This window comes from Fructilactobacillus fructivorans (genome assembly GCF_000814735.1).
GTDB lineage: Bacteria > Bacillota > Bacilli > Lactobacillales > Lactobacillaceae > Fructilactobacillus > Fructilactobacillus fructivorans.
Genome location: NZ_JOJZ01000021.1, coordinates 1 through 13,894, shown reverse-complemented (window position 1 = coordinate 13,894; position 13,894 = coordinate 1). Strand labels below are relative to the sequence as shown.

Annotated in this window: 17 protein-coding genes; 15 read left to right on the top strand and 2 right to left on the bottom strand. The window is 38.0% G+C overall.

Annotated features, from left to right (window positions below; all coding sequences use genetic code 11):
* The first annotated feature begins 9 nt into the window (after positions 1-9).
* From LfDm3_RS05365 to LfDm3_RS05320, 10 genes are all read left to right on the top strand, one after another.
* Positions 10-798, top strand: a complete 789-nt coding sequence (locus LfDm3_RS05365; RefSeq protein WP_039144843.1) for an alpha/beta fold hydrolase — start codon at positions 10-12, stop codon at positions 796-798.
* Between the two features lie 251 nt (positions 799-1,049).
* Positions 1,050-2,150 carry an NAD(P)-dependent malic enzyme gene (locus LfDm3_RS05360; protein ID WP_052236630.1) on the top strand — a complete coding sequence of 367 codons (1,101 nt, stop codon included), beginning with the start codon at positions 1,050-1,052 and terminating at the stop codon, positions 2,148-2,150.
* An 11-nt stretch (positions 2,151-2,161) separates the two neighbouring features.
* On the top strand, positions 2,162-3,130 hold the full coding sequence (locus LfDm3_RS05355) for an AEC family transporter (protein ID WP_010021291.1): 969 nt from the start codon (positions 2,162-2,164) through the stop codon (positions 3,128-3,130).
* A 25-nt stretch (positions 3,131-3,155) separates the two neighbouring features.
* On the top strand, positions 3,156-4,205 hold the full coding sequence (gene citC, locus LfDm3_RS05350; protein ID WP_039144839.1) for a [citrate (pro-3S)-lyase] ligase: 1,050 nt from the start codon (positions 3,156-3,158) through the stop codon (positions 4,203-4,205).
* Entirely contained in the window at positions 4,195-4,488 is a 294-nt protein-coding gene (gene citD, locus LfDm3_RS05345) for a citrate lyase acyl carrier protein (RefSeq protein WP_039144837.1), read from the top strand. The genes citC and citD overlap by 11 nt, the downstream gene beginning before the upstream one ends.
* The gene (citE, locus tag LfDm3_RS05340; protein ID WP_010021295.1) at positions 4,488-5,402 is read left to right on the top strand and encodes a citrate (pro-3S)-lyase subunit beta; all 915 of its coding nucleotides are present in this window, start codon (positions 4,488-4,490) and stop codon (positions 5,400-5,402) included. Before citD ends, citE begins: the two co-directional genes overlap by 1 nt.
* Positions 5,392-6,930 (top strand): citrate lyase subunit alpha, encoded by a 1,539-nt coding sequence (citF, locus tag LfDm3_RS05335; protein ID WP_010021296.1) that lies wholly within the window; start codon positions 5,392-5,394, stop codon positions 6,928-6,930. Before citE ends, citF begins: the two co-directional genes overlap by 11 nt.
* A gap of 62 nt (positions 6,931-6,992) precedes the next feature.
* Complete coding sequence (gene citX, locus LfDm3_RS05330; protein ID WP_039144833.1) at positions 6,993-7,535, top strand: citrate lyase holo-[acyl-carrier protein] synthase; 543 nt, start codon at positions 6,993-6,995, stop codon at positions 7,533-7,535.
* Entirely contained in the window at positions 7,528-8,412 is an 885-nt protein-coding gene (gene citG / locus LfDm3_RS05325) for a triphosphoribosyl-dephospho-CoA synthase CitG (protein ID WP_052236623.1), read from the top strand. The genes citX and citG overlap by 8 nt, the downstream gene beginning before the upstream one ends.
* A 45-nt stretch (positions 8,413-8,457) precedes the next feature.
* A complete protein-coding gene (locus tag LfDm3_RS05320; protein ID WP_039144831.1) occupies positions 8,458-9,642 on the top strand; it encodes a hydroxymethylglutaryl-CoA synthase in 1,185 nt (394 codons plus the stop codon).
* 11 nt (positions 9,643-9,653) lie between these two features.
* Here LfDm3_RS05320 and lexA read toward each other — a convergent pair whose 3' ends face one another.
* A complete protein-coding gene (lexA, locus tag LfDm3_RS05315) occupies positions 9,654-10,289 on the bottom strand; it encodes a transcriptional repressor LexA (RefSeq protein WP_039144829.1) in 636 nt (211 codons plus the stop codon).
* A gap of 148 nt (positions 10,290-10,437) precedes the next feature.
* Here lexA and LfDm3_RS05310 point away from each other — a divergent pair, with 148 nt between their 5' ends.
* Together LfDm3_RS05310 and LfDm3_RS05305 are read left to right on the top strand one after the other, a co-directional pair.
* Positions 10,438-10,689, top strand: a complete 252-nt coding sequence (locus tag LfDm3_RS05310; protein WP_010021302.1) for a DUF896 domain-containing protein — start codon at positions 10,438-10,440, stop codon at positions 10,687-10,689.
* Positions 10,690-10,758: 69 nt separating this feature from the next.
* Positions 10,759-10,977 carry a YneF family protein gene (locus LfDm3_RS05305; protein ID WP_010021303.1) on the top strand — a complete coding sequence of 73 codons (219 nt, stop codon included), beginning with the start codon at positions 10,759-10,761 and terminating at the stop codon, positions 10,975-10,977.
* A gap of 12 nt (positions 10,978-10,989) precedes the next feature.
* Here the strand turns inward: LfDm3_RS05305 and LfDm3_RS05300 are convergent, their stop codons facing one another.
* Positions 10,990-11,634: a lysophospholipid acyltransferase family protein gene (locus tag LfDm3_RS05300; protein ID WP_039144826.1), complete on the bottom strand. Its 645-nt coding sequence runs from the start codon at positions 11,632-11,634 to the stop codon at positions 10,990-10,992.
* Between the two features lie 96 nt (positions 11,635-11,730).
* Here LfDm3_RS05300 and LfDm3_RS05295 point away from each other — a divergent pair, with 96 nt between their 5' ends.
* The 3 genes from LfDm3_RS05295 to LfDm3_RS05285 are packed head-to-tail and all read left to right on the top strand — an operon-like array spanning position 11,731 to position 13,790.
* Entirely contained in the window at positions 11,731-12,471 is a 741-nt protein-coding gene (locus LfDm3_RS05295; RefSeq protein ID WP_039144823.1) for a tRNA1(Val) (adenine(37)-N6)-methyltransferase, read from the top strand.
* On the top strand, positions 12,461-12,742 hold the full coding sequence (locus LfDm3_RS05290; RefSeq protein WP_191978926.1) for a GIY-YIG nuclease family protein: 282 nt from the start codon (positions 12,461-12,463) through the stop codon (positions 12,740-12,742). The genes LfDm3_RS05295 and LfDm3_RS05290 overlap by 11 nt, the downstream gene beginning before the upstream one ends.
* A gap of 46 nt (positions 12,743-12,788) precedes the next feature.
* Positions 12,789-13,790 (top strand): D-2-hydroxyacid dehydrogenase, encoded by a 1,002-nt coding sequence (locus tag LfDm3_RS05285; protein WP_039144821.1) that lies wholly within the window; start codon positions 12,789-12,791, stop codon positions 13,788-13,790.
* The last annotated feature ends 104 nt before the right edge of the window (positions 13,791-13,894 follow it).

Sequence of the window (13,894 nt, the reverse complement as noted above, 5' to 3'; positions counted from 1 at the left end):
GTGATAATAATGAAATTCTATACTTCTGATAATGTTGAACTGGATTATGATGACGAGGGAGAAAAAGATGCTCAACCTGTAATGATTTTGACGGGAATTGGGGGTTATAAAGAGATTTGGACGCTTACCGTACAAAAGTTAGTGCAAAACGGTTTTAGAGTGGTTAATGTTGATGCTAGAAATCAGGGCATGTCTGAACGAACTAGTAAAGATGAGAGGATGTCTCGTCATGCCATGGACTTATATGAAATCAAGCAGGCACTAAATTTGAAACGTCCTATCTTGTTAGGCAATTCGATGGGAGCAGCTACAATGTTTGCGTATGTTTCCTTATTCACTGATAAGGGAATCAAAGCCATCGTTGACGTTGACCAGAGTCCTAAAATGATTGCAGATCAGTCATGGCCATATGGATTTAAAGCCTTGGATTGGAGCAATTTTCCTGAATTTTTAAAACAACCATTTGGGCGATCGACATATAATAAAATTAACGACGATTTGTATAACAAGATTCAAGCCTTAAAGCAAGAATATCCATATGATGCAGATTTAAACTATCCGTTACTGGTTGATCATGCGTTTCAGGACTGGCGTGATGTTTTAAATGATTTGACGGTTCCTTTAATGATTATTGCTGGACGAAAGTCACCATTTTTTGACTATCATTTTGCAAAAGTTGCGGCTGCAATGGCAAAAAATGGTCATTATCAAATTGTCGATGATGCCGGTCATATTATCATGGCTGAACAACCAGCAGTTTTTAACAAAATCTTGCTAGACTTTGTGAAAAAAATTTAAGAAATCACAATGGCAATAAATATCATTGTGTGAATTATTAGATTTAATCTTTTGATAGTGGTCTCACATTGGTAAGATCGCTATTTATTTTTGCTTGTTAACGGACGTTATATGGGTTGACTTTGCGCATTTTAGTTAATATAATCACAATGTAAGTAGATGCGGTCACCGTCGTCTACGTGAAAATAAAAACAAATGGAGGGGTTTACGTGGCTGATAATATTTATTCCATTCATTCCAAGCACACTGGAATGCTCGAGATGGAATCAGAGTTTCCCGTAAAGAACCGTGAAGAACTTAGCGAAGCTTATACACCAGGTGTTGCTGAGATTTCCAAGGCGATTGAAAAGGATCCTAGTTTAAAGGATAAGTACACAATGAGTGGAAAATTGCTTGCTGTTGTTACTGATGGGTCAGCAGTGCTGGGCTTAGGTAACATTGGACCTGCTGCTGGTTTACCGGTTGTGGAAGGCAAAGCATTATTGTACAAAGATTTGGCAAGTGTCAATGCGCTTCCCGTTGCTATTGAACAGGAAGATGCAAGTAAAATGGCTGCTCATATTAAAAGCATTCAGGATACTTTTGCTGGAATTCATCTGGAAGACATCGCTGCTCCAAAGTGTTTTGAACTAGAAGATATTTTGAGTAAAAACTTAGACATTCCTGTCTATCACGATGATCAGGAAGGAACTGCGATTGTGGTATTAGCTGGTCTAATTAATGCAGCTAAAGTTGTTGGTAAGAAGCTCAAGGACTTAAAAATCGTGATTAACGGTGTTGGAGCGTCTGGCGTTGCAACTGCTACATTACTTGAGCATGTTGGAATTAAAGACATTACCCTAGTTGATATTGATGGAGTAGTTAAACCTGATAGTCAAAATTACAACTCTTATCAAACTGGACTTGCCAAAGCTTTAAACGGCAAAGAAGGCCAAACATTAGATGATGTAATTGACGGACAAGATGTCTTTATCGGCTTATCTGATGCAAACGTTTTAAGCACCAGTCAGGTTAAGAGAATGGCAAATAATCCAATTATTTTTGCTCTGGCTAATCCAGTTCCAGAAATCATTCCTGAAGATGCTAAAGCTGGTGGAGCAAAAGTTGTGGCTACTGGATCAAGTAAATATCCTAATCAAGTTAATAACATCTTAGTTTTCCCAGGCTTATTCAAGGGACTTTTAAAGAGCGGAATCAAAAGGGTTACATACCAAATTGAGGAAGTCGTTGCCGACGCTTTAGCCAGCATGATTCCCGATCCTACTCCGGATAAAATTGTTCCTGGTGTTTTTGATGAAAACGTTGTTAAAACGGTTACGGATTCCATTATGAAATATAGTGAAAAGGGATAAGAGGTGCAATTATGGCAATATTTATCACGTCAATTCAAAGTGTGTTAGCGATTGTAATTATGATTGCCGTCGGTTACATCACACAAGGACTTGGATGGTTTAAAGAATCATTTTCTGGCTCAATTTCAAAAATTATTATGAAAGTAGCTTTACCATGTTCCATCTTTGTGGCCATGTTGAAGTATTTTCATCCTGAACAACTGGCTAATCTCTCAACGGGATTAATTTACGTTGTTTTAGCAATTCTTTTGGGATACGTCGTTTCATGGATTGAAGTTAAGTTATTTAGAGTTAAAAAAGGCCGAAGAGGTCTTATGATGACTGGTATTAACGGTGCTAATACTGTTTTCATCGGGATGCCATTAAACATTGCCTTGTTTGGTGAAATCTCAGTACCTTACTTACTGGTTTACTACATTGTTAACACGATCATCATTTGGACCCTGGGTGTTTGGGTAATTGCTGCCGATGATCCAACTGCTAAGGATGGCTCAAAGGCTAAGTTTGATTGGCATCATTTGATTCCAGCTCCATTATGGGGATTTATTGTTGCCATTCCATTTTTGTACATCCCATGGCTTCAAGAACACCTATTAGTTAACTTTGTTCAGACGACCTTAACTGACCTAGGTGCACTTGTTACGCCGTTGGCTTTAATATATATTGGTATTATGCTTAGATCATTTGGTCTCAAGAACATGCATTTTGATAAGGATGTTATTTTGACCCTGGTTGGTCGTTTCGTTATTTCGCCATTGATCATGGCGGCAATCATTTTCGTTGGATTCAAAGTTGGAGTATCAATGGTACCAACTTTCTCCAAGACTTTGATTGTACAAGCGGCAACTCCATCACTTGCAGTTCTTCCAATTTTGGCTCAAACTTATCATGGTGATGTTAAATTTGCGACAAACATTGTTGTTTCTACCTCAGTTCTCTTTATCATCGTAATTCCAATTATTATGTTAATCATGGGTTAGTAATAACGTAGGAGAATATTAAGTAATGGATATTGTAACTAGAGAAATTAATTTAGACGTTCCAGACCAATTTGAACAGTGGAAAACCTTTCTGGAATTACTTGGAATTGCTAATTTTTCTGGTGATGAAATTGATCCGTTAGATTACACCATTGGGCTTTTTGACGGGGACCAATTAGTGGGTACTGGTTCATATTCTGGTAACATCTTGAAATACATTGGGGTCAGTCATCAGCACTCAGAAGATGGCGTTTACTTTAATAAAGTTGTTTCCAACCTTCTGACGAATCTTGGCCAGCATGGAGTATTTCATGTTTTTGTGTTTACGAAGCCAATGTATGCTAAAAGTTTTGAACACGTCGGATTTAAAGAGTTAGTTCAAAGTGATGATGCTGCCTTTCTAGAAACCGGCGATTATAGTATTACCGACTATCTTGAAAGTTTGCCTAAGGTAAATAAATCTGAAAATAATGCTGGAATTGTCATGAATGCTAATCCGTTTACTGACGGACATCGCTATCTGATTGAGCAAGCGTCACAAGCTAGTGATAATGTTTATGTATTTGTTGTAAGCACTGATAAGTCGTTATTTACGTCTAGCGAACGGCTGAATCTTGTTAAGGCAGGAGTCTCAGACTTAAAAAATGTAATGGTGGTTCCTGGTGGTGATTACCTGGTAAGTTATGCAACTTTTCCTTCATATTTCTTGAAGGCGCAGGCTGATAAGGTACGGTACCAAACAACTATTGATGCTTTAATATTTAAAGATTGGATTGCTAAGCATCTCGGGATTAACGTTCGTTTTCTTGGCACAGAACCCAACTCAAAGACAACGGCGATTTATAATCAGATTTTAGAAAAGATTTTGCCGCCACAGGTAGAAGTTAAAGTTATTAAACGTGATCAAAATGATGGCAAAGTAATTTCTGCTCGGACGGTTCGTCAAGCAATTAAAGATAATCAAATTTCATCAATTAAGAACATTGTTCCAAAAACAACTTATCAATTTATTGTGGATCACAAGGACGATCTGCAAGAAAGAATTAAGAAGGGAATGAAGATTAGTGGGAATTAATAAAACTGCAATGGATGGAACCTTAGAATCTTCTGACATTCAAATTACGGTTAGTAAGGGTACTGATGGTGTCCAAATTAGCCTTGAGTCAGATGTTAAGAAACGTTTTGGTGATGACATCATTGCTACCATTAAAGAAGTTGTCAAGAAGTTTGGATTAGACAACGTTAATATTAAAGCGGTTGATCAAGGAGCACTTGATTGTGTAATCAGAGCGAGAACAATTACTGCAATTCAACGTGCAATGGATGACAGTGAGCAACCAGCATGGGAGGCACTATAATGGCTGAAAATGGTGAACGACTTAGAAGAACGATGATGTTTGTTCCGGGTAATAATCCTGGCATGATTAAAGATGCCGGAATTTATGGTGCCGATTCCATCATGTTCGATCTTGAAGATTCAGTTTCTTTAGCAGAAAAAGATTCAGCAAGAAACTTAGTTTATGAAGCTTTAAAGTCAATTGATTATGGTGATGCTGAATTAGTGGTTCGAACTAACGGACTTGATACTGATTTCTTTGAAGCCGACGTTAAGATGATGGTTAAAGCTGGAATCGACGTTATTAGAATTCCTAAAACTGAAAGTGCCGCTATGGTTGAAGAAATGGAAAGCCTAGTTGCTGATGCAGAAAAGGAATTTGGAATTCCAGTTGGAACCACTCATTTGATGGCTGCCATTGAAAGTGCGGAAGGTGTTATGAACGTGCTTGAGATTGCTAAGGCTTCTGACAGAATGATTGGAATTGCTTTATCAGCTGAAGATTATACAACTGATTTAAAGACCCATCGCTATCCTAATGGCCTCGAACTTCGTTTTGCGCGAAACATGATTTTAAACGCTGCTCGTGCTGCAGGGATTGCCGCATTCGATACGGTTTATACTGATGTTGATAATGTAAAGGGATTCTTAGCAGAAACCGAATATATTCATGAACTTGGATATGACGGAAAATCAGTTATTAATCCTCGTCAAATTCCGCTGGTTAACCAAGTTTATGCTCCAAGTGAAGATGAAATTAAGAACGCTGAAAACGTACTTGCTGCGATTGAAAAAGCTAGAAAAGCTGGTTCAGGAGTTATCTCAATGAACGGACAAATGGTTGATAGACCAGTTGCACTCAGAGCTGAGAGAGTTATGAAACTTGCCAAAGCTTCTGGATTGATTGATAAGGAGGGTCATTACATTGGAAAATAAATTAGGTCGTAATTTACCCGATAAATTAATGAATGAACTGCATTTTAAACCATTTGAAACTACCAAAATTGGTAATCCTGTTTTTCAAAGAACCGCACCTAAGGTTCAGGTTCAAAATGGTCATGACAAGCTTAAGGATGACTTAAAACAAGTTGTCAAAAAGAATGTTAAAGATGGGATGACCATTTCATTTCATCACCATTTGCGAAATGGAGATTATATTTTTAATCTCGTAATGAAAGCCATCATGGATCTAGGAATTAAAGACTTAACCCTGGCACCTTCATCACTTACTGGTGTCATGAATGATATGGTAATTAAAGCCATTAAAAATGGAACGGTCACAAATATTACGACTTCAGGGATGCGTGGCTCACTAGGTGATGAAGTATCTCACGGAATTCTTAAGAATCCCGTTATCTTCAGGTCACACGGTGGTCGTGCCCGTGCCATTGAAAATGGTGACATTAAAATTGACGTTGCCTTTTTAGGAGTGCCTAACTCAGATCGTTGTGGAAATGCCAACGGAATGGAAGGTCCAGCTGCCTTTGGCTCACTAGGATATGCCTTGATGGATGCTGCTTATGCTAATAAGGTTGTCTTATTAACCGATAACGTAGTTGATTATCCTAATACTCCCGCTTCAATTCGTCAGACTCAGGTTGACGATGTCGTAAAAGTTGATCAAGTTGGTGATCCAAACAAAATTGGTTCAGGTGCAACTCGTTTTACGAAGGATCCGAAAGATTTGACCATCGCTCGAGCCGTTAACCAAGTAATTGTTAACTCTCAATACTTTAAAGATGGGTTTTCATTTCAAACTGGTTCCGGTGGAGCAGCGCTTGCGGTTACTCGTTACCTTCGACAGGCCATGCTTGATAATCACCTTCATGCTTCATTTGGTTTAGGTGGAATAACCAAGCCCATGGTTGATTTACTTGAAGAAGGCCTGGTTGATAAGTTGATGGATGTCCAAGACTTTGATAAGGCTGCGGCCGATTCAATGAAGAATAACAAGAATCAACAAGAGATTGATGCTTCATGGTATGCTGACCCAGATAACAAGGGTTCAATGGTGGCCCAGTTAGACATTGCGGTCTTAAGTGCTCTTGAAATCGATACTGATTTCAATGTCAATGTTTTAACTGGTTCTGATGGAGTTATTAGAGGAGCAGTTGGTGGACATCAAGATGCAGCCACTGCTAAGATGACAATTATCTGTGCTCCATTGGTTCGTGGAAGAATCCCAACGGTGGTTGATCATATCAACACTGCCGTTACTCCCGGCCAATCAATTGATGTTTTAGTAACTGAATTTGGAATCGCAATTAATCCAAATCGGCCTGATTTGATTAAGCAATTTCAAGATGTTCCAAGTCTTCACGTTTACACGATTGAAGAATTGGCTAAGAAAGCTGAAAGCATTGTTGGTAAGGAAGAACCACTTCAATATACTGATAAAACGGTTGGTCTGGTTGAATATCGTGATGGTACTATCATTGATTCAATCCGCCAGGTTAAAGATTAAGTTAAATTCGGTGCTATCTGTTGGAAAATGGGTAGAACCGTTTTTTTGAGGAGTAAGTTAATTTGGAAGACAACATTTTTTTGAACGGAGAACCGCTGGGGATCCCTGAGGTACTTGCTAATAAGGATAAGCGGGCTCATTTACAGATCCAATTAGAAAAAAAGTATCCTGAAGCCACCATTGTTTCAATCAAGTTAAACATCCCTGGTCCCATTAAAAACAATCAAATGATTAATCACTTATTTGATGTTGGATATCGGCGACTTTTAAGGACTCAGTTGTACAATATTAAAATTATCGATAAAATGGGATGGAACACTAATACGGGAAAAGAAGAATTTTTGGTAATGAACAAAAATGGAAGTGCTTTGAAAAAGTTGGCAATTCAATTTGAAGATCATGATCGGTTGGGAAGATTGTTTGATGTGGACGTAATGGACGCCCATCATTCTCATTATTCAAGAACTGATCTTGATATGGCTCCCAGGAAGTGTCTGATTTGTCATCATAACGCTAAAGAATGTGCCAGAAATCGAACCCATTCCGTGGAAGATCTTCAAAAAAAGATCAGCGAGATATATTTTAAGGACGCAAAAAATGAATGATGGTGTGTTGGGACTCCCAATTGTACATGACGAGAAAGTGACGGTTGTAAATGATGCCATTGAATCAATGTTGTATGAAGTGGTTACTAATCCGAAGCCGGGATTAGTTGATCCAGTCTCTCATCATTCTCATCCAGACATGGATGTTTTTACTTTTATTGATAGCACCGTTACCATGAGACCGTACTTTGAAATGGCATTTAAGCGGGGACAGACTTTCGTTGATAATGATTTAAGACAATTACTTGGGTTGATTCGACCTGATGGAATGGACGCAGAAAAAACGATGTTCCGCGTTACTGATGGTGTCAATACACATAAAGGTGCAATCTTTGTGATGGGCATTATGTCAGCGGCTCTGGGATATCTTTCGCAAACAAAGAAGCATTCACTAGGGGATCTTATTAGAACCGAAAAGAAGATGACGGGTGGACTGATTCACTCCGACTTTGCCGATGTGAAAAGCAAATCGAGTAAAGAATTAACCGCAGGAGAACGTCAATTTTTAAAGTATGGTAAAACTGGCATTCGTGGGGAAGCCGAAGAGGGCTTTCCCACTGTAATTAATGATGGAATGCCAACACTTCTTAACTCTAAGGGAGACAAGAATGAAATCATTTTAACGACTTTGCTAAACATTGTTGCCCATAGTGAGGACAGCAATTTAATTAAGCGAGCTGGTTCTCCTAAGATTGTTGACCTGGTTCATCAGGACGTTAACTTGATTTTGGGTGATAGCGATCTTTCGGACCCAAAAGCCAAAGAGAAGCTTAAAAAAATGTGTCAAGAGTTTGACGATCAGAATTTAAGCTTAGGTGGATCGGCAGATTTGTTAATCTTGACCATCTTTTTGGGGAAGATAACCGGTAATTTTTAATTATAAGTGTCGTTGATTAAATTAAATTTAAATGGAGTGGTCAAAATGAAAGTTGGAATTGATAAGATTGGTTTTTATACTCCCGGTTATTATATTGATATGGTAGATTTGGCCAATGCTCGTAATGAAGATCCGAATAAATATTTAATTGGAATTGGACAAACCCAACAGGCTGTGATTCCTCCCACTCAAGACTCTGTGACTTTAGCTGCTAACGCGGCGGCACAGATCATCGATCAGGAAAATAAAGATAAAATTGATCTAATTATTTTTGGTTCCGAGAGTGGGATCGATAATTCTAAGTCAGGAGCAATCTACATTCAAAATCTGCTGGGATTAAGCGCACACGCTCGGGCATTTGAAATTAAGCAGGCTTGTTATGGGGCTACTGCCGGACTTCAGATGGCAAAGGACTATGTTCATTTACACCCAGGGAAACAAGCGTTAGTGATTGGATCAGATATTGCTCGATATGGGATTAAAACGGCTGGTGAGGTTACACAAGGTGGGGGAGCAGTGGCAATGACGATTGCTTCTAATCCGGATGTAATGGCTTTAAGTGATGATAGTAGCGTTTATTCTCAAGATATCATGGATTTTTGGCGTCCAGTTGGTAAAACAGAAGCGCTTGTTGATGGACATTATTCAAATGATATTTATGAGAAGTTCTTTAATGAAACAATTCATGATTATTTAAAGCATCATGATCTGTCCTTTGATGATTTAAAAGCAATTGTTTTTCACTTGCCATACACTAAGATGGGTTTGAAAGGACTTCGTCAGATCCTACCCGAAGTTACGGTTGAAAAGCAAAAATCATTGCTAGATGAATTTGAGGCAAGCCGGATTTATAGTAAGCGAGTTGGAAACTTATACACTGGGTCGCTCTATCTGAGTTTACTTTCACTCTTAGACAATTCATCAGATTTAAAAGTTGGGGATCAAATTGGTGTATTTAGTTACGGCTCTGGAGCTCAAGGAGAGTTTTATACCGGAATTCTCCAAGATCATTTTAGAAATCCCAAGCGAAAAACTTTGATAAACAAAATGCTAGATAGCAGAGAAAAATTGTCCATCAAGGAATATGAAACGGTGTTTAATAGTTTGCCAAGCATAACCGCTAATGATTATGAATTAAGTATTGATGACGATCATGCTCAATTTGTTTTTGGTGGGGTTAAGTCCAACAAACGTCAGTATTTGAAGCAAGAAAAAACCCATTCACATTAATGTGAATGGGTTTATTTAATTCCGATTCGGTATAATCCGACGACTTTACCTAAGATTGTGACATTTTTTAGGATGATTGGTGCCATTTCATCGTTCTCAGGCTGAAGTCGGAAATGATCACTTTCTTTAAAGAATCGCTTACAGGTCGCTTCATTATCTTCATTCATAGCAATTACAATATCACCGTTTTCAGCAATATTTTGACGTTTGACAATGACTTGATCACCATCAAGGATGCCAATATTAATCATACTGGTTCCGCTAATTGTCAGCATGAATAATGAATCTGAACTGCGTTGAAGCTCGGAAGGAATCGGAAAGTAGTCTGTGGCATCCTGGACTGCCAAGATTGGTTCACCAGCAGCTACGGTCCCGAGTAGGGGCATCTCATCTGGTTCTGCCTGTTGGGAAACGCCTAAGTAGTTCATTCCCTCAGAAGTTACTTCAAGTGCCCGTGGCTTGGTAGGATCCTTAATAAGGTAACCCTTCTTTTCTAATCGGGCTAGATGTCCATGAACCGTTGACGTTGATGAGAGGCCGACTTGTTCTCCAATTTCGCGAACGGTTGGTGGATATCCTTGATCGCGGACTTGTTTCCAAATGTACTCTAGGATATCGTGTTGTTTTGTTTGTGATGCTTGTGACATAAGGCACCTCGGAGTCTTTTCGTAGTTTTTTTAGTCAAAATAAGCATACCATAAAAAAGCCGCTTTGCAAACGTTTGTTCGTGTACAAATCCTTGTTTTCACGCTTTATTTCATGATATTATAATTGTAAGTGAAAGGAGCGATTAAGATGACTGAAGACAAAGAATTAGAGAAACTTATTCCAAGAATTAACGAATTATCCAAAAAGTCAAAGCAAGAAGGCTTATCTGAAGACGAAAAAGAAGAACAAAATAAACTTAGAAAAGAATATTTAGAGCGTTTTAAAGCTAATTTTAAGAGTCAGATTGAGATGACTAAAGTCTACGATAAAAAGGGAAATGAAATTACCTCAGATAAGGTGAAGGATTCACAACGTAAGAAAAATCTAAGAGACGATTAATTCGAATCTTTTCAAAGCACAGTTAATTGTGTAAAATAACATTGAAAGGTTCGAAGGGAGGTCCACGATTTGTCTACATGGATTTGGATATTAATAGTAATCTTGGCTTTACTAGCTGGTGCCTTGATTGGTTTCTTTGGTGCTCGTAAGTACATGGAAAAGTATTTGAAGGACAATCCTCCAATCAACCAGGATCAACTTAAAGCAATGATGCTTCAGATGGGTCAGAAGCCATCACAAAAGAAGCTTAACCAAATGATGAATGCTATGAAACATCATCAAAACTAAAAAAACGTCGAATTATTTCGACGTTTTTTTATTATGCGGTTTTGACTCATCGACATAAACGTAATTAGGATTGACTTCATTATCAAGTTGATCAAAAGCCGTCTGCATTTGTTTTTCAACTAACTTCTGATTATTGTTATCCAATTTTTCAGCTTTACTGATGTAAATGGGATTGCCAAAGTTAATGGAGACTTTTTGACGTTTAAAAACTTCTTTTAAAGTAAGCGGTCCTTGATAGACAACGGGGACAAGTGGAACTCCGGCTAATTGAGCAATTAAGGCCGCCCCTCCTTTAAGTTTCTTTGAATGTCTGGTTCCTGATGGGAACATCATTAACGATAAATTAGTTTTTCTCAAAGCTTTTACCGGAATCTTGATTGCTGAGATACCTGGATTAGCCCGATCGACTGAAAAAACATTAACGTGGCGTAAAAACCAACCTAACATGGGATTTTTAAATAATTCTTTTTTGGCCATAAAGCACAACTGTTTTGGACGAATGACGGTGGCAATGAGAATCATATCGAACCAGCTTCGGTGAGGTGCGATTAAGACGTAGTTACCCTTTGGTAGCCGATTCTTGTGCATCACGTTCATTGGTCCGTTAACGATTCTTAATAGGAATTGTCCAACCGTAAATAAAAATGAGTACCACAAAAGATTTCTAGCTCCTTTTTTAAGATGTATAATTTAATAGTATATTATTGATGGTGAAACTGACAAGCTAAATTTAAGAAATGAGTGGTGGCAGTGGTGAAATTAAAGGGCGATGAACGGATTGATCAGTTATATAGTCAAGACATCAAAATTATTCAAAGTCCTAGCGTTTTTTCCTTTTCTTTAGATGCTGTAATGCTGGCAAATTTTGCTGAACCGAAGATAAGTAAGAACAGTCTCCTAGTGGATTTGTGTGCTGGAAATGGAGCGGTGGGGCTTTTTTTAAGTCATAAGACTCATGGCAAAATTGCAGAGGTAGAGATTCAACCGAAGCTAAGTGATATGGCTAATCGAAGTGTACTGCTTAATGGATTGGAAGACCAAGTGACCGTTTATAACGATGATTTAAGTCAGGCATCCCAAATCTTTGGGAAAGATTCGGTGGATGTGGTGACCGTTAACCCGCCATACTTTTCAAATCTTTCTACCAGTAAAAAGAATCCCAACGAGTACCTAGCCATTGCAAGACATGAAATTAAAACTGATCTTAGGAGTGTCATCCAAACCAGTAGTGATCTTTTAAAGACGGGTGGGAAACTATACATGGTTTATCGCCCTGATCGACTTCATGAATTAATGAACGTAATGACGCATTTTAGACTGGCCATTAAGCGTATCCAATTTATTTATCCTAAGGTTGACCGAAAATCGAATATGATGCTGGTTTCGGCCATTAAAGATGGAAAAGAAACTGGTCTTAACATTGATTATCCGATCACTGTATATCAGAATGGTGAATACTCGAAAGAAGTTAAGAAGATGTTATATGGTGAATAAAAATTATTATATGTATGTTTTGCTTTGTAGTGATGGAACTTTTTATGGTGGTTTTACCAATAATGTATATCGGAGACTAGCTGTGCATCAGGCAGGTAAGGGTGCCAAGTATACTAAGACGAGGCGACCATTAAAGTTACTGTATTTTGAAGAGTTTGCTGATAAAAGTACGGCTTTAAAGGCTGAATATGCGTTTAAACACCAAAGCAGGAGTAAGAAAGAAACTTTTTTAATTAATCATGGAATTAGTCCATCTCTTTGGGGGAATTAATGGTTGGGTGTTATAATTATATTGAATATAAAAGGAGGACTAAGTTATGAAAATCATTGCATATGGAATTAGAGACGATGAAAGACCATACTTAGAACAATGGGACAAGGCTCATCCAGACGTTGAAGTAAAGGCTGAACCAAAATTGTTAGATAATGACACTGTTGATGAAGCTAAGGGATTTGATGGTGTGGTTGCATACCAACAAAAACCTTATACTGCTGACATTTTAGATAAGTTAGCTAGTTTTGGAATTAAATCACTTTCACTTCGAAATGTCGGTGTTGATAATGTTGATGCTGATGCCGTTAAACGGGATGGAATTAACGTTACTAATGTTCCAGCATATTCACCAGCTGCAATTGCTGAATTAGCTGTTACAGAAATGATGCGTTTGCTTCGTAACACTAAGAAATTTGAGGATAAAGAGCGTCATGGTAATATGACCTGGGCTCCAGATATTGCCGACGAAATGAATAAGCAAACCGTTGGAGTTTATGCTACTGGACGCATTGGTCGTCAAGTAGTTAAGATTCTTCAAGGTTTTGGTGCTAAAGTAATTGCATATGATCCTTATCCAAATCCAGAATTGAAAAAAGAGGGCATCTACGTTGATACCCCTAAAGAATTGTACGCAAATTCTGACATTATTACCCTTCATGCTCCAGCATTGAAGGAAAATGATCATATGATTAACGATGATTCAATTGCTCAAATGAAAGACGGAATTAAAATTATTAATGCCGCTCGTGGAAGCTTAATTGATACTGATGCTTTAATTCGTGGACTTGACAGTGGTAAGATTTCTGGTGCTGCACTTGATGTTTATGAAGATGAAGTTGGAGTCTTTAACGTTGACTTTGGAAGCTTTGATAAGATTCCAGATGATCGATTGAAGAATTTAATGAAACGCGATAATGTTTTGATTACACCACATATTGCGTTCTACACGAAACCAGCTGTTAAAAACATGGTTCAGATTGCGCTTGATTCAAACGTTCAATTGATTCAAAATGGTAAATCTGATAATTCAGTTGAAGTTAAATAAATAAGAAAAAAGAGCACTTCATTATGAAGTTGATATGAACCCCTTAAGTTGGACAAGAAAATCAACTTAAGGGGTTTTATTATGACGAAATTTAGTTACAAATT